The sequence below is a fragment of the Pedobacter sp. B4-66 genome, from assembly GCF_018492665.1.
Lineage (GTDB): Bacteria > Bacteroidota > Bacteroidia > Sphingobacteriales > Sphingobacteriaceae > Pedobacter.
The window spans coordinates 672,749-689,860 of the sequence record NZ_JAFVME010000003.1; the positions used below are offsets into that span (position 1 = coordinate 672,749).

The window sequence follows — 17,112 nt, forward strand, 5'->3', positions numbered from 1 at the left end:
TGTAAGTCTAATCTTGCAGGCCGTTTCTTTTTCTGGTGATACATAAAAACATTTCCAGCATACTTTGCCCATTCAATTGTATCACGAATCATAAATGAAATTTATTTTGTTCGAGAACAGTAAGCAGGAATGTAGGTAGAACCAAGGTTAGGTTGCCTCGAATATCACGTAAGGCTTTGGACATATGAGCTTCCACTGTTTTTTCAGCAATATCAAGTTCAGCGGCGATCTGTTTGTTGCTCATGCCTTTTTCCCGGCTCATACGGAAAACGATCTGACATTTTGATGGTAGTTGCTTAATGGAGGCTTCTATCCTCTCCCACAACTCTTTTTCAAAAATGTATTCTTCAGATGAAAGCTCATATTCCACGACAGGTGGCAATAGCTTTTCCTTATTACGCAAACGGTACTGTTTGTCCATAAGGTTAATGATCCGGTATTTCACAGCAACGGCAAGATAAGTCGATAAGGAATATTTGATATCCAGACTCGCTCTTCGCTGCCAGAGTGCAAAGAAAATATCCTGCACTACTTCTTCGGCACCTTCGGGATCATCTAATCTATGACAGGCAACCGACAGCAGCTTATCCCAATACCGAAGGTAAAGAGCGGACAAAGCCTGTTCATCATCCTGCCGGAGCAGATGTATCAATTCATTATCAGAAAGAGCTTTATAACTGTTCACTTTTCCTACTGCCAGACAATTGCACAAGACTAATATAACAATAAAATGTGCGATAAAAAACCTAGCCCCCGAGAAAATAAACTATCCTTATGGTTAAAGCTACCTATAGCCGATTTCAATTCTTAACTCGCCCGTAACCGTATATCCTTTTGGCGGATTATAAGTACGGACAAGTGTACTTGCCGGTTGTACGAACTTACTTCCTATAGGACGCAATGGGGGCCATGTGAAAGACAGGAAAAGCCGGAACTGAATACAATCGGCAAGATCTTCAGCCAATTCCTGAACTCGCGGATATTCCATTGATGCCAGAAAGGTTCTTTGTTGTGCATTCAGGGTAAAATGCCAATGCATCCAGGATTCAAAATTTACACGAATTGCCTCAGTCTGAAGCCTGAGATCCGTGTCTGAAAGGGCATACAGCTCCGATATTTTTGCAGTAGTTCCTACTGCGTTGAAAAGTTGTTTTGACATTAGATTTATATTTAGGGATAATAATCACAACCTAATATCGTTTTTTTAGAAACCAAATCAAAGACTAATCATCTCTAAATCAATGTATAACCAACCCAACACAGGAACTGCATCTTACAGAAACCTCACTACAATTAAATATAACGACATTTATTTCCGTATGATTGCATGTCTGGTCGGCGCACATATCCTCGTAGCCTATGGCGAAACATTGTCCATCTTTCAGATGCTGCTCATGCCCTATTATTATTACGCGCTTATACCAAGTTTCCTTATTGCTGCTATACTCTTCTATATTATCAGGGCGATAAATATTCAACTGGACAAACGATTCGACTGGGCTGAGCTGCCCATACAGCGGGCTGGAACGCAAATATTTTTCGCCTTTATTATACCTGCCTTTTGTGCCTTTTTATTGGCATTTGCTTATTTTGTAACCAGGGGGATTAATATTTTTCAAACAACTTACCTCAAATATGATTTTCAGTTTATCCTATTGCAATTGCTCCTGATTAACCTTTATTATGTAGCTTATCATTTTTACCTGAAGTGGTCTCACGCAGAGAAGACAATTTCACAGCTGGCATTAGACCATATTGGTTCACAAGCTACAGCTAAACATACATTCCAGGTTAGTAAGGGAGCTGCTAACTTATTATTGCCGGTGGATGGTATTGCTTATTTCTTCAGAGAGGGAGATAGTAATTATTTACGAACAGCCAATGGTGAGGATTACTTTGTCAATGCTACCCTTGATGAGGTGCAACAACAATTGCCAGAGGACAATTTTTTTCGCGCCAACAGGCAATTGATTATAAACAGACAGGCTTGCAAAGGCTATGATCTACTTTCCTATGGGAAACTAAATATAAAATTACAGCCTCAATTGACTACAGATTCTGTTGTAAGTCAAAAAAGGGCAGTAAAATTTAAACAATGGATAGAATCCTAACACCCTTCTACAATATCCAAATATTTACTACTTTGAGGGGAATATAATAAATCAGCTAAAAAGAGATCATTATTCAAGACAGCTGCAACCTAGGTTCTGAATAAATGTACTTAATTTAATTTATGAGTCTACAACCACTAATAAATAAGCAAAAGATACGTATCGACGCTCATCAAAGAGGAAATGGTCATATTGATAGATGGGACGATTCCGCTACAGATATTCACATTGATAAAAGAACAAATACCAAGGTAAATGGAAAAGAAGTTGAAGCTGTTTTGCGAATACCAATAAATAGTAGCCGGGAAGTTACTTGTGAGGTTAACAAAAGCCCTAATGCTCAAGCTTCTGACAAAATTAGAAAAGAAGTCCTAAAGGCCTTTGCAAATGCAAAGACACGAAGAGCCTTTATCAAAGATCTGTTGGATGAATTAGATAATTATCCTAGTAATTTCACTTCACAGATAAAGATAGCTTCCACGCTAGAGCGGTTAGCCAAACATTTTGGCTTAACAGATAAAATACTTCAACATTTCTTTTTCGATCATCGCGACAGACTTGAAGGGGTTACAATAGAATTCAATGGCGAGGATGGTAAAACCTATTTTATTGCCGCCAATAAAAATGAAATTATTGTTGGTGAGGTAGGCCCTTCTGATGTTAACGCACCTAAGAAACTCATCAACTGGCCGAAAGAATAGTTGAAAACGGTTTAAACCTTAGTCAATAAAAATGTTGTTTTGAACCGATTTGCTTAATATAGGGCCTACTGTATTTAAATATTCAGCTTCCCCCTTAAGCCACTTTTTAATCAATTTGATGTACTGTTTTCGTCCATTCTTTACTTTCTCGGTGAATACTTCCAGTTCCAACCTTCTTTTGGTATTCGCTAATTCTATTTGTTTGTTTTCTATTTCGGTCAGTTGCCCTTTTTCAAGCAGCTTGTAGGAACTTGTTGATGCTAAAATTTCAGTTGTAACATCAACCAATGTCTTAATTAGTTGATCAAACGAAACTATCCTTCTCTTGCTAATCTTTAGGTATCGGTTGTTAGAAACTTCTCCCGTAAGGATAGGAACAATATTGGAAAACCTACTTTTTAATGGAGCAAAGAAAGAGATGTCAAAGGGGAATATTTTTAGCCACTTTTGATAATGACCAATCAATATATTAATGTCCGCCCTTTCTGCAATGTTTTCTTCGTCTTTATAATTTTTAAGATAAAGAACCAGTTTGTTTAGTTTTTCTTCATACTCATGTTTTTGTTTACTCAGGTCTTCTAAATAATAAATTACGTCTGAAAGATATATCTCCAATCCCAATGCGATAGCATAGCCGGCAGGTAGCTGTCCAAAACTATAGATACAATACTCAAAGTATTCTGTTATATCCTCATACCAATCTTCTGCATCAATACGTGTACAAATTTGGCATTCAGTATATCTTATTGCGTACAAGGTCTTTTGAATAATCCCTGAATAATTTGTTTTATTAAACCAGCTTTGTTCAGCTAGTTTACTATGTCGCTGGCAACAGAAGGGAAACCGCTGATATAATTGTTCTATCCTTGTTGCAACGTTCTTATGAAATTGGCAGCAATTTGGGAAATTATCAGGGATATTATATTCCAAGGGCGGATCTATATCATAAAACCGAATCTCGAAATCTTCACTATCCAGATATCCCATTTCGCTACTGTCACAGTTGACATCCTGAAGGGTTTTAATAAATGCACCAGGATTGGTGATGTGTATGTTCGGGTTCATTTTTGTCTTAAATGTTATTCAAAATAATCTATGTAATTTATTTCATCCCGCTCTGGAAGATCTGTTGAAATAATTTCGTATTTCCTCTCAATATAATTGTCGCTCTTATATACTATTGAAAGTTTGCCTTCTTTGGTTAATTGCGATGATAGCAATTTCCAATGCAAATGAATAGTTCCTTCGTCTCCGGTTGGCCTTATTGAAAAGCTGTTGTAGATTTCTTTATCTTCAGGCACCAATACATTGCGTCTAGGGTTAATTTGCCATTTAAATTGCTCAACTTTTTTTATCCGAAAATTCGTTTCATCGAAACGCGGAATCTCTCTTTCATAAACATTATCAAATTTCAAATCAATTATTCCTTCCTTGAACTCGACTTCTATCTTGTAATCGGTTATGGGTGAGCTACCGTAATTATTCAGGCATAGGCTAAAATTAATAAATGACTGGTTAACCCTGTTATGCCTAAAGGCATTTGTTTTTTGTATAGTGTTGATCAGGTTATTTAGTTTAGGGTCAAATAGGTGTTTTAAAAGCTTAGGTAATTCGGGCTGCTCAATTGGTTTATGGCGATAGCTACGGATATGCTTTATTCTCTTAATGCTTGTTACTATTTGGATGCCTTCCTTGAAACCAAAATCGGCGCTGTAATTAGTTTGATATTGCTGAGACTTCACATAGAAGTCATGTGTCTTTTTATTCCTGTCAATAAGCCCTGATATATCTCCCCAACTAAACAGGTGAATTTCAAACAAACCTTTCTTTTGGTTTTCCTCATCTTTCAACCTTACATATTCTTCAATCAACACGTCCTTATCTGCAGTGGTTGCAAAGTACATTTTTTTTAGGGCAGGTTTAAAGGTGATTGCTTTCTCAACTTCCAGATCAATCTCGGCCTTGGAGAGCTTTGAACCTAAGCTTTCGTCTTTCCCTTTGCATTGAATACCTATATAGTCACCATTTAATTTCCCTATGATGTCGATCCCGTTTTGATTCTGCCCACTCCTCCCATTTTTCTTAATTTCTGGATAATTCCATATTTCTCCCCATAGAATTTCGCAGAGTGTTTCAAAATCCTGCCAGTTTGAGGGCTTACGAAGTTGCTTTTGCATGACGTTTTTTATGTAATGGTCTAAGGCTAGGACTAAATTATCAAAATACTGCAACTTGACAATATAATGTTACTCAATAAATAAAGCTCCTGATGTATTTCTTGAATTTATTACTGAGGCTCATACTCGCGTTACAGGTAGATAGACCCAATCGTATTACTCTACTCTTTCCTTGATGCTATTAATATCGCCTTGTATTTCTCTTAGAACCTTTGAAATGCTTTGAAGATCAGGCTGTATTTCGGGAAGAATATTTGAAATGAAGCGCTGGAACTCCCATAGTTCTAATACCTCAGAAATTGGAACCGTGTAGGACTTATACTCAGGATTTAAAGATTCCATCAATAATCCTTTTTCGTCTAATGTAACCTGTTTGAAAACGAAATCCTGGTCCCCCTTCAATACTGCTATACAAAGCGTACGCGGTTTTAGAACTGCCCAGTTCTCAATAAACCTACAAATAATATCACTGCCCTCCGGAATGGGTAACATTGAATCACCGACAGTCGGGAACATACGAAAAGTCGTTCCATGTGGAAGATTTGGCATGGAAAAACTAGGCAAATTGGCAATGTAGGTCGGATCGTTAAAACCAGCACTATATCCAGCCTTTGCTTTGACAGGAACATATTCAAGGTTTTCCTTATTGTTTTTATCGACAGTTATAGCTAAAATTCTGAGTTTGCTACCTGTCATATAAATATCGTTGCCAGCTTCTAACTGTCGAAGCTTTAGTTCTCCCATCCTCGACAGGTCTACTTTAAGTAGTGTATCTACACTTATTTTAAAGTATTCTGAAAAATTTAAAAAGTCTTCCGGCTGAGGGGCTTTTGTCTGCCCGCTCTCCAGGGCATTCAGCTTGGATCTGCTGATACCCAATATATTAGCCATGTGCTCCTGTGTCAATTTTTTTCGCTCCCTAAGGAACCTGATATTGCTGGGGAAAAAAACTTTTTGCTCCTTCATTTTGTATTGTTATTATTGGTAACAATTATTTGTCACTAATCGTGTCAAATGTAGGGAAAATAATTCTAAAATTATGGAAAGGCAAATAGTGCATTGTGATCTGGATACATTTTTTGTATCTGTTGAAAGGCTCCTGGACCCTAAACTGATCGGAAAGCCTGTGTTGATTGGTGGAACCTCAGACCGTGGGGTAGTATCTTCCTGCTCTTACGAAGCCAGGAAATTTGGTGTGCATAGCGCCATGCCAATGCGTTTGGCCAGGCAACTATGCCCGGAAGCGAAGCTGGTAAAGGGTGATTATGATCAATACTCCTATTACAGTAATATGGTCACGGAAATTATTTCGGAACAAGCTCCCTTGGTCGAAAAAGCTTCCATTGATGAGCATTACCTGGATATAACAGGTATGGACAAATGGTTTGGTTGTTGGAAATGGACGCAGGAACTGCGGCAAAGGATTATTAAGGAAACGAACCTGCCCATAAGTTTTGGGTTGTCGGTTAATAAAACAGTCAGTAAGATCGCTACAGGTGAAGCCAAACCATGCGGCGAACAGGAAGTACTTACTGGCAATGAAAAGATCTTCCTTGCCCCTCTTTCGATAAGGAAGATACCTATGGTTGGAGAAAAAACCTATACACTGCTACGGAATATGGGTATTTCAAGAATCCATACCCTCCAACAAATGGAAGTTGTAACCATGCAGCAGGTACTTGGTGAAAACGGTATCTCCATCTGGAAGAAAGCTAATGGTGTTGACAATTCTCCAGTAGTACCTTACTCGGAACAAAAGAGCATGAGCAAGGAACATACCTTTATGCAGGACACTATCGACATGGAATTTCTGAAAAAGATCATGTTGACAACGATAGATGAACTGGCATTTGACCTTCGTAAAGACCGTAAGCTTACCTCCTGCCTTACCCTGAAAATCCGGTATAGTAATTTCGATACTCATACCAAACAGGTTAAGTTTTCTTATACCAGTTCGGAGAGGGTGCTATCAGAAAAAGTATTGCAACTGTTTCAAAAGCTTTATAGCAGAAGGATGCTGATCCGTTTAATTGGCGTAAAGTTCAGTGGGTTGATCAACGGAAGTTACCAGGCTGATATTTTTAATGATTCCATTAAAGACATCAGCCTTTCACAAGCAATGGATCATATCAGGTTAAAATATGGAGTAAATAAAATTTTAAGGGGCATTAGTTTATAAGCGGGAGGTATTTGTGTTGTTGAATTTACATAGTTATTATAGCCTGAGATATGGCACACTGTCAATTGACCAGTTGGTGACAGGATTGGTCACACGGGGGTATGATACTGCAGTGATTACGGATATCAACAACAGCACTGGCTCGCTCATCTTTATTAAAGCATGTCAGGAGGCAGGCATCACCGGTCTTGCAGGAGTGGAATTCAGAAACGGTGATGAATTACTGTTTATTGGGATCGCACGCAATGAAACAGGCTTCCGGGAAATGAATGAACTACTTACAGAATCGAATAAATCTGCGAAACCACTCCCGGTACTTGCTCCGGAGTTCAATCATGTTTCGGTGATTTACCCGTACGGAAAAATGCTCCACCGACCTTTAAGGGAATACGAGTATGTTGGCATCCGCCACATGCATTTAAATAAAATCAGGATGTTTACGGACCAGCAACGGGCAAAATATGTTATTTGGCAGCCAGTGACCTTCAGCTCTTCGGCCGAACAAAAATTACATACACAGCTCAGGGCTATTGACCATAATATTTTAATTTCACAATTAAAGCCGGAGCATATTGCGGACAGCTTCGAGGTCTTCCCATCAAAGACACAATTGCTTGAAAAATTCAAAGACTTTCCATTGATCATTCGTAATACGGAAAACCTTTTAGATAATTGCCGCTTCAATTTTGACTTCAATGAACATCGGAACAAGAAAACGTTTACAGGCAACCGTTACGACGATAAACAACTGCTGAGCAAGTATGCCCTGGATGGACTGCAAAGGCGTTATCGGGCTTCTGATAAAATGGCGAAAGAACGTGTGCTTAAGGAGCTGGACATTATCGACAACCTCAACTTCTCCTCTTATTTTTTGATTACAGATGATATTTGTAGATATGCCCGTTCCAAAAACTTTCATTATGTCGGGCGGGGAAGTGGTGCCAATTCGATTGTTGCCTATTGCCTGGGGATAACGGATGTTTGCCCGATCGAACTTGATCTTTATTTCGAACGGTTTCTAAATCCCAAACGAAAAAGCCCTCCTGATTTTGATGTAGATTTTAGCTGGCAGGATCGGGACGAGATTTATGATTATATTTTCCACCGCTACCAAAGCGGGCATACCGCACTCATGGGTGCCATGAGTACTTTCCGTTCCCGCAGTATTATCAGGGAACTGGGAAAGATTTATGGCCTTCCTAAAGGGGACATTGACCGGTTGGTACATGATCCGGCAAACATGCTTAATAAAAATGAGATCACGAATATGATCCTATCTGTCTATGATCAGATGGCCGACTTTCCCAACCAACGTACCATCCATGCAAGCGGTGTCATTATTTCCGAGCAGCCCCTTACCTGTTATTCTGCATTAGATTATCCACCAAAGGGATTACCAACCGTGCAATACGATATGCACCTTGCGGAAGATATAGGCTTTGAAAAATTCGATATCCTTTCCCAACGGGGCATTGGTCATATCAAAGACTGCAAGGATATTGTCCTGGAGAATCGTGGTGAAGTAGTGGATACTTCTAACCCGAGACGTTTTTTTAAAGACCCTAAAATCGCAAGCCAGCTCCGTAGCGCAAATACCATTGGCTGCTTTTATATCGAATCGCCCGCAATGAGACAATTAATATCAAAGTTAAAATGCGATGATTACCTGACACTGGTTGCAGCATCCTCTATCATAAGGCCAGGTGTTGCCTCATCCGGTATGATGAAGGCATACATCGAAAGGCATCATGATCCATCAAAAGTACAGTACCTGCATCCTGTCATGGAACAGCAACTTAAAGAAACTTATGGGGTGATGGTGTACCAAGAAGATGTCATGAAGGTAGGTCACCACTTCGGTGGTCTTGACCTGGCAGATGCTGACGTTTTACGTCGTATGATGAGTGGCAAAAGCCGGAATAAAAAGCATATGGAGGAGATACACGATAAGTTCTTTGAACACTGCAAAGCTGTTGGTCATCCCAATGATATAGCAAAAGAAGTATGGCGGCAGATGGAAAGTTTTGCTGGATACTCTTTCAACAAGGCGCATTCAGCATCTTTTGCAGTTGAAAGCTACCAGAGTTTATACCTGAAGACTTATTACCCGTTGGAGTTCATGGTTTCCGTTTTAAATAACTATGGTGGCTTTTATCAACGGAAAGTGTACGTTAATGAGGCGAAGAAAGCAGGTGGGAATATATGCCTGCCATGTATCAATAAAAGCGCTTTCAATACTTGTATCTATGGAATCGACATTTATCTCGGCTTTGACTGCTTATTGAATTTGGAAAACAAGCTCGCAGTGCTTATTCAACAGGAACGCTTACGGAATGGCGATTATACAAGTCTTGAAAATTTCGTACTGCGAACAGGTGCAGGACTGGAAATGCTGATTGTGCTGATCCGGTCTGGTGCATTCCGTTTTACGGGAATAGGCAAAAAGGAATTGCTTTGGGAAGCGCATATATTGATGAACGGTGTAAAACACGACAAGGATAGTAACCTGCTCTTTGAATCCATGACGAGGAAACCGGTATTGCCCAAATTAGAAACATCGGTACTCGAAGACATGTATGATGAAATTGAGTTAATCGGCTTTCCTGTAACCGGTTCTATGTTTGATTTGGCTAAGACAGATTTCCGAGGGGATATTCCTACAATATCATTGGCAAAATATGAAGGTCAGACCGTGAGAATGGTAGGTGATTTTGTTTGTGACAAATACGTCCAAACAAAAAATGGCAAAGTCATGAAATTCGGCACCTTCTTCGATTTAGATGGGAACTTTTTTGATACTGTACACTTCCCTCCTTCCTTGGCTAAATGGCCGCTTTATGGCAATGGCGTTTACCTCGTCATGGGAAAAGTAGTTCTGGACTTTGGGTATCCTGCTATTGAAGTTGAAAAGGTAGCCAGGTTGCCGATAAAGGTTGATCCACGGAGTGTGTAGAAGCCATATCCAATATGCTATTTACGTACAATCCCGTTATCATAGTTTACCAGACTTACGAACGATGCTAGCAATTGATAGATGAAAAAATACCTGCTGCTTAACTTGTCACAGTGTTTATATAAAAATCATACTATAAGCAACTAAAAACAGCTTCAACCTGAGCAACATACAGCGTTGCTGTAGGCTTATCAATTATATCACTGGTACAGACGCTATCACTATAGGTGTGTCCTGCACAATTTCTCAAATTTAATATGTTCCGACAGGTGTTAAACAAGCCTTCTGCTGTATCATAATCTCTCCAAATACCCTTCAGGTAATCTGAAAATGCTGCCATTAAGGGAACCGAGCTATAATTGTAAGTCGCATTTTTTGCCGGAGAGATATAGTAAAATAATTCAAAGATTTGAGTTAGGTTCCCAAATGTATAACTTGTAGAAATGTTGTTAGTAAAAGTCTTTAAATGATAAAAACAGATTTTCTTTTCATTAACTGTTCCCAAATCAAAACCAATGATGTCAGAGTTTAGTTTCGTTATACTTAAATTAGTAAAAATATCATCTAATTTATCTTTATAATTTGCATCTCCAGTCCACAGGGTTTTATCTAGAGAACTAACAGAGTTTTTAAAATCGTTCATCCATTTTATCATCTCAAATTCAACTGCCCGGCCATATTGTAGAACAACAGGTGCAAAATCGGCAGCATTATCCAGATTCGCCAATAGAAATTTACCCGTTGATAGATACTTAAGTGTTTTTGAATGGTCAATTTTACTGCTATCTATAATTGCTTCAATTTCAGCCTCGTAATTTGAATAGTCAGCTTTAGCGGTATATTCGTCAATGATCCCGTCCCGCTGTTCTATTAATTGTTGAAGTGCCAATTCATTTTCCGCTTTTTCTCTCTTAGTTTCATAGAGCTGTTCTTCCAGTTCATTTTTTCCCGAAGTTGCAGTTAGCAGTTCCCGATCAAGTTCCGCTATCCTGTCATCATGACCAGCAATCGCTTTGTTAGCGTTTTTCAGCTTTTCTTCTACTGCTTCGTAATCTTCAATAAACCTGTCTCTTTGAATATTCAGCAAACTTAGTTTCAGATTAGTCTGTTCGTCAAAAAATCCCTTTCCAAAATACCTGTCATAATCAATACTTCCATCCTTACCAATCTCAACCTGATTAATGTACTGATCCTTCAGCCCCTCCCTAACATCATTGGGATGATTGAAGTAGTACATTTTAACAACGTCGGGATCAACTATTTTCTGGCCGATATATTCCTGAAATTTATAGATCAAATACTCGCTATGGGTTTCTATAAGGAATTGGATATTGAACCTGGAGGCAGCATCAATAATTAATTCTGCCATTTTTGACTGTAAAGATGGATGTAGGTTGGCCTCTGGTTCTTCTATCAACAAAGTTGACGCCCTAAAATAGATTGCCTCACTTTCATAATAACCTTCCTGGTTATTAAAATCATATTGATGTGTTCTTTGATGTTCACGGGCGATGATCGCTATTTTCATGATGATCGGGAGCAGTTGGGACACTCCGTATCCCAAGTCGACCAGAGGAGTTTTTGTGCCGTCAAAATTGACCAGGAAAATTTTGGTCAAACCAATCGCCTCATCTCTAAAGACCGAAAGCTCCTTTCCAATGTTGAAGCCTTTTAGTTTATTTTTTTTAGTTTCATCCTGTTCACTGATCTCTCCCTTACCGATCCAAAAGTTTACAAATTTTTGGATCTGCTCGTGATGGTCAAGAAAGATGGCAGAGAAATCCCTCGCGATCTGGGTGTCTTCGGTATTCTGTTCGTCAATAAACCATTCCCTGTTTCTGCCCCTTGTCGTTGGCAGGAAATAAACGTGATTTAAACTATCAATTTTTTGCTGAACGGTAGTTAGAAAATCCTTTTCTATACCTCCTAGCAAACTTTTAAAAAGTGCGCTGTTCGGAGTGGTCTGGAACATAGTTGGTTTGAAAATATCCCGATAATTCTTTTCTGCGCCGGTTTCCTGTTTTTCATCAGGTACCTCATCTTTTAGTTCTTCACGCACAATGTCTCTTTCCATCCCGTCCATGGGACTGGAAAAATTATGTTTGAAACAGTCTAAAATTTTGTATTGGCTATTGTCCTTCCCTTGAAGAAGCTCAGTCAGAACCTTTTGTTCTATTGTAAATAGTTTTGACTTTTCTTCTGCTGCCAGTCCTGAATAATCAGAGAATAAACTTTTTCCTTCGATAAATTTTTCTGTAAATGCCTCATAATCGTCTTTATTGTTTTTAAAGAAAGGCAAGTCAAAATAGATTCGATTATACTTTTCAATTCTACTAAATAGGTCAACAGTAAAATATTCTTCAATTTGTTTATTAGGTTCATATTCTTCTTTTATCTCAACAGGCGTATCTTTGATTAGTTGGATGATTTTTTTCAAATCAAGGCTTGTTTTCATTTCCCATTCAGGAGGTTCATCATGATGCGGTCTATAACCCAAAATATTCGACCAGTGTAGATATTCCCCGTCCTTTACAATGGCAATATTTTTAATGTCATGATAGACTGCTACGTTCTCTTTAGTTCCATTCTTATCTACCGATCGGATCAATCCGTATCTAACTTCTAGCGTCGCGCTTATTTCTCTGCTGTTTCCAAATTTTACGGGAAAAGCAAATACCAAATCTTCATTCTCTTCAAAAATAGGCCGGCCATTGGGCATGCCGTCATTTTTTTTATGAAAATCAGAAAGCCTGGAGTACATGCTTTTATTAGGAATTTCCGAGTTTTTAAACGCATTCATGGAAACGCGGTTCACAATACGTTCCAGATTTCCAAGTTCATGTTTCATGTTCTTAAAATCCAAGGTTTCTGAAACTATTCCATCCTTAAAGTTATGGGCAAGGAATTGGATTGCTTTGAAAATAGTGCTTTTCCCTGCATTATTTGTACCTGTAATTAATGTAATAGGTGCAAATTCAAGGTCTTCCATCTTCGTGAAAGTCCTGAAATTTTGTAAACCTAACCCCTCTAAATTTGGCATTTTTATAGATTATTAATTTTTGCGTTTTCAATCCTGATATGCTTGTTTCATTAAGTTGTGTCCTACTTGCATACTATAAGATAAAATCATATAAAGGTACCCGATTCTAATTGACAAAATTGAGCCTTTTTTGACCTTTTTTGCACTATACATGAGCGCTCATTGAAACATACAAAAAACAATATGTCCGAATTAAAATTCAGAGAAAGAACAGAGGCAGTATCATTGACCAATGATACTGCCTCTCAGTTGTATATCATTACGATCACAATTTTAAATATTTAACTCTAGTGCAGGTAAATCTTCATAAACAAACGGTGTTGCTGGTTCTAATGTGCTGAGAAAATCTTTGGCGACTGTGCAGGCATCCATTTCTGACGAAGTAAACTGGGTTCTGGCAATTTCAGTAATTCGTCCTTCACTCAAATCTCCCATCATCCATTCCCAGGCAAGTTCATCATTAAGAATCGTAGGCATCCTTCTTTTGGAGTTATGGACCTGCTGCATCAGAGCATTGGCCTCCGTCGTAACAACAGAAAACGTTTCAACGTGCTCGCCTGTGGACTGATCCGTCCAAGGCTGGTATATTCCTGCCATGTAAAAATATTCCCGCTCTTTCAAATGAATATAGTACGGGTACTTGATCGCAGTTTTTAACGATTCGCCAGTCCTCTTGTTCTTTGGAAACACGTGCCTCCACTCATAAAAACCTGTGGACAGCACAAGGCATCTTCTTTTTAATGCGGCATCACGGTACATCTTCCTAGGCAATAGCAGCTCTTCAGACATGGCATTCAGTGTAAGATACTGCGTCCATTTACCCGTAACTGGGTCTTTAAAACCATTACGGTATTTCAAAGCATCCTCCCTGCTTTTCCAGTATGGCGGCATAAATCCCCATTCCATTTCAACAATTTCAAAATCTGTCTTTTCATCGTTAGGTTTCAATACCGCTCCAGTGCTATAGCTAAAGCCGACATGGATATCCTTATTTAAGAAATCATATTTCGCAACTTCTTTCTCCAGGTTCATTAACCTGATAAATTCTTCCCTTGAAACCTTTTGTCCGTTATAGTAACACATCACTTTTTATTTTTGAAGTATTCACTGATTTGTTGACCTGCAAGCTCTGCTTCTTTTAACCTTCCCTGGGGTATGGACATCCACATTTTTCCGGTTACTGTTGATGCCCTGATCACATTCAAGGGATTTCGCCCATCCTCAAACTCAATCCTGAAGAGTTGTTGATCGCCGACATTATGTTCGGTTACCGTGGCGGTAATTCCTTCAACTATGATTTTAAAATTTTCTGGAGCAAACAGTTCCATATCCCTATGTTATCTGTATAAAGATAATATTTTTCAAACACTTCTAAAAGCATTAGTATAAGGGCTATGCGTGATCCTCAGAGCCATTAGAAACGTCAAACTTTTTACGAAAATGTTCTGGATATAATCTTGATTTTTGATCAGCCCCGGAATATATCTTAACCCACTCTGCATTTCGATCCACCAAATTTATGACCATTGTAATTGCTCCATAGCTGAACCGGAACAACAAAGTGTCCCCATCAAATTCATAAAACTCAAGTTGGCATTTAATCTGTTTAAGCGCATATTTATCATAGTACTTTGGAATACTTTGAAATTTCCCTTGTTGAATATGTGTTGTTAGAAACGGCCAATCGGTGTTAGTTTGACCGCTCAAATAATCTTTCAATTCCTGGAAATTATACTTCTTGAACAACCCTTTTTGGGACGTGAAGATGCTTTCTAGTCCAATTTTTAATAGCAATCTGGATGTAGCCACTTCACTTTTATCAAAACTCTGAACTATTAAATGGCCGATTCCATTTTGTGGATCAATTAGTTTGAAATTTTTTTCTGATAACCCTTTAATCGTTATCTTTTGTTTTTCCAGGTCCTCATGTCCCATAATTTCAAGATCGCCAATTTCTCCTTTAGCATTTTTCCCTCTTTTATTTCCGATCCCGAATCGTGCTCGTTCCATTAAAAACACTGTATTACTCAATGCTTTTTTTTCAAAAGCAGCAAACTTATTATTGCACTGATCACAGACTGCACCTCTTGCCATTAGATATCTTTTATTACCAAAAGACTCTGAAACAATATGCTCTATAGAACCAGCTTCGTTTTCTTTATCACAGAAAATACATACCATTCTTAAAGATTTTTATTTTATAACCAAGACCACTTAGAATTTTAGCTAAAATTAGAAGAACCCATTACGTCCTCATATACTTTGGAATTGTTCCAGTTTCTATGGGAAGTCCAAACCGGCTCGTGTGATCCTTCTTCCCTTCTTCATGGGAAACAGCGATAGCCACGTAAATGATGGCTGCTCTGGTAAGTTTTAATAGCTTGAGTGTCTTGCGTTCAAACTCACTTCGCGATATAGAAAACGAAATATCCGGTTCTGTAAATAATCCTTTCATTACAGGAAAATCGGAAACTATTTTAAAACCCTTATGCTCAATGAAGTTTCTGATCGTTGCTACCTCTTTAGCATCCGGTTCCAGAACGGTATCAAAATCTCTTTCTTTTTCATAGAGATCTTTACTCAACCAGTATAATCCCCTCAAAGCCCAATTCTCGCTGTTTGAAAAAAAAGATCGCAATTCCATTTTCTTAGAATTAGAATACCACAATCCACGAAAACTTACCTGGGTTTGGGCTATTTGAAGGTCCAGATAGTCGTTTAACAAATAGGCAATTTTATCTAAAATCGAATAGGCAAGCCTAAAAGCAATTTTTAACTGCTCAATGTAATAAGAATATCGCACCGTTTCCATCGTTTCAACAAGAGGAACATCTATATCCGAAAAGTGTGGATTATCGTTTAATTGAGAGATGTAGTACGAATACCTTGCTGTTGCAAACTCCTGTTTGATCTGGTTGTAAAGGTTAAGACAAACAGGGGGCCTGTTCGCCGGTAATGTTAGGGTCGGCAAATTCAAACAATCATGGCAGGCATCTGTATGTGGCCCAAGATCATTTAATGGGTTTATATACAATTTATTCTCCAGCGACCATAACCTGTATGATCTTAACTCTAGGTCGTTTCCTAAATCAAATTTGTTCAATTTGGGGAAGGCATTTAAATAAACTTCAGGAAAACTTTTCGTAATAAAATCCTTAAGCCAATCATGCAAATGCTGGAACCCTTGTTCAGCGTCAGTGTGCAGATACTCACGAAATTGCAAAGCTTCAATGAGGTGATGATAAGCAGTAACTTGGAACAAATTGTTATGAATATTATCATACAAAACGCGACCATAAAAGGTTAATCCATTGGCCATATTTCCAATTGCCATAGCAAATTCAGGATTTATACGGATTGCTTTATTCCAATATTCCTGGGCTTCCACAAATCTTCCGATGAAAGAAAAACTATTCCCCAGGTTAGTATACATCTGGCATTGCCTGTCCATGTCTGCTTTCTCAAATCCAGGGGAGGCAATTGCTTTACGCAAATGCAGGATTTCGTTTGTCAGTTCCTCCATTTGGAAGAGCCAGTTATTTGCGGTACCACGGTGTTTTAATTTACGTAAATAACTCCAGCCATTGGAAAAGTCATACTGGAGTATGGTGAAATTTATGTCATCCAGGTCCTCTATTTTTATTTGTTTAGACAGATTGAATGCATGGTCTATACCTGACAAACTACCATTATCAAGCGATAAATCAAACAGGTTCCCGATAATGTCAATCTGCTCTTCATGTGGCAAGCCTTCTATTGTTGTAATCTCCAGTAATTGATTTAATGTTACCATTATTAAGTAAGGTTTATCGTTTCTTTTTTGTCTGCAATATTTTACAGCAATTTAATAGATCAAGCCTATTTAATTGCATTTACAAAGTAAATATAACACTGCGCAGCCTATCTGCGTACTTTAAAACTTTATTAGTAGAGTTACTTAAGGTAAAGCCA

14 protein-coding genes are annotated in these 17,112 nt (G+C 38.4%); 4 read left to right on the top strand and 10 right to left on the bottom strand.

All coding sequences use genetic code 11. From position 1 onward, the window contains the following. Positions 1 to 88: 88 nt before the first annotated feature. Together J1905_RS07460 and J1905_RS07465 are read right to left on the bottom strand one after the other, a co-directional pair. On the bottom strand, positions 89 to 685 hold the full coding sequence (locus tag J1905_RS07460; RefSeq protein WP_214226645.1) for an RNA polymerase sigma-70 factor: 597 nt from the start codon (positions 683 to 685) through the stop codon (positions 89 to 91). A 99-nt stretch (positions 686 to 784) separates the two neighbouring features. After that, complete coding sequence (locus tag J1905_RS07465) at positions 785 to 1,159, bottom strand: hypothetical protein (protein WP_214226646.1); 375 nt, start codon at positions 1,157 to 1,159, stop codon at positions 785 to 787. Between the two features lie 82 nt (positions 1,160 to 1,241). Here J1905_RS07465 and J1905_RS07470 point away from each other — a divergent pair, with 82 nt between their 5' ends. Together J1905_RS07470 and J1905_RS07475 are read left to right on the top strand one after the other, a co-directional pair. Continuing rightward, on the top strand, positions 1,242 to 2,111 hold the full coding sequence (locus J1905_RS07470; protein ID WP_214226647.1) for a LytTR family DNA-binding domain-containing protein: 870 nt from the start codon (positions 1,242 to 1,244) through the stop codon (positions 2,109 to 2,111). A gap of 122 nt (positions 2,112 to 2,233) precedes the next feature. Beyond that, positions 2,234 to 2,812: a hypothetical protein gene (locus tag J1905_RS07475; protein WP_214226648.1), complete on the top strand. Its 579-nt coding sequence runs from the start codon at positions 2,234 to 2,236 to the stop codon at positions 2,810 to 2,812. 18 nt (positions 2,813 to 2,830) lie between these two features. Here the strand turns inward: J1905_RS07475 and J1905_RS07480 are convergent, their stop codons facing one another. The 3 genes from J1905_RS07480 to J1905_RS07490 all read right to left on the bottom strand — a co-directional run bounded on the left by J1905_RS07480 (position 2,831) and on the right by J1905_RS07490 (position 5,955). After that, complete coding sequence (locus J1905_RS07480; protein WP_214226649.1) at positions 2,831 to 3,877, bottom strand: hypothetical protein; 1,047 nt, start codon at positions 3,875 to 3,877, stop codon at positions 2,831 to 2,833. A gap of 14 nt (positions 3,878 to 3,891) precedes the next feature. Then, positions 3,892 to 4,989 carry a restriction endonuclease gene (locus J1905_RS07485; protein ID WP_214226650.1) on the bottom strand — a complete coding sequence of 366 codons (1,098 nt, stop codon included), beginning with the start codon at positions 4,987 to 4,989 and terminating at the stop codon, positions 3,892 to 3,894. A gap of 156 nt (positions 4,990 to 5,145) precedes the next feature. Beyond that, complete coding sequence (locus tag J1905_RS07490; protein ID WP_214226651.1) at positions 5,146 to 5,955, bottom strand: XRE family transcriptional regulator; 810 nt, start codon at positions 5,953 to 5,955, stop codon at positions 5,146 to 5,148. 73 nt (positions 5,956 to 6,028) lie between these two features. On the opposite strand from J1905_RS07490, the gene dinB reads away from it, so the two are divergent. Then, on the top strand, positions 6,029 to 7,168 hold the full coding sequence (dinB, locus tag J1905_RS07495; RefSeq protein WP_214226652.1) for a DNA polymerase IV: 1,140 nt from the start codon (positions 6,029 to 6,031) through the stop codon (positions 7,166 to 7,168). Positions 7,169 to 7,181: 13 nt separating this feature from the next. After that, positions 7,182 to 10,121, top strand: a complete 2,940-nt coding sequence (locus J1905_RS07500) for a DNA polymerase III subunit alpha (protein ID WP_214226653.1) — start codon at positions 7,182 to 7,184, stop codon at positions 10,119 to 10,121. Between the two features lie 133 nt (positions 10,122 to 10,254). Here J1905_RS07500 and J1905_RS07505 read toward each other — a convergent pair whose 3' ends face one another. From J1905_RS07505 to J1905_RS07525, 5 genes are all read right to left on the bottom strand, one after another. After that, positions 10,255 to 13,161 carry an AAA family ATPase gene (locus J1905_RS07505; protein WP_214226654.1) on the bottom strand — a complete coding sequence of 969 codons (2,907 nt, stop codon included), beginning with the start codon at positions 13,159 to 13,161 and terminating at the stop codon, positions 10,255 to 10,257. Positions 13,162 to 13,434: 273 nt separating this feature from the next. Continuing rightward, entirely contained in the window at positions 13,435 to 14,244 is an 810-nt protein-coding gene (locus J1905_RS07510; RefSeq protein ID WP_214226655.1) for an SOS response-associated peptidase, read from the bottom strand. After that, positions 14,244 to 14,489, bottom strand: coding sequence for a hypothetical protein (locus tag J1905_RS07515; protein WP_214226656.1), 246 nt, complete (start codon positions 14,487 to 14,489; stop codon positions 14,244 to 14,246). The genes J1905_RS07510 and J1905_RS07515 overlap by 1 nt, the downstream gene beginning before the upstream one ends. Positions 14,490 to 14,553: 64 nt before the next feature. Further along, positions 14,554 to 15,342: an HNH endonuclease gene (locus tag J1905_RS07520; protein WP_214226657.1), complete on the bottom strand. Its 789-nt coding sequence runs from the start codon at positions 15,340 to 15,342 to the stop codon at positions 14,554 to 14,556. A gap of 64 nt (positions 15,343 to 15,406) precedes the next feature. Beyond that, positions 15,407 to 16,954, bottom strand: coding sequence for an LA2681 family HEPN domain-containing protein (locus tag J1905_RS07525; RefSeq protein ID WP_214226658.1), 1,548 nt, complete (start codon positions 16,952 to 16,954; stop codon positions 15,407 to 15,409). Positions 16,955 to 17,112: the final 158 nt, after the last annotated feature.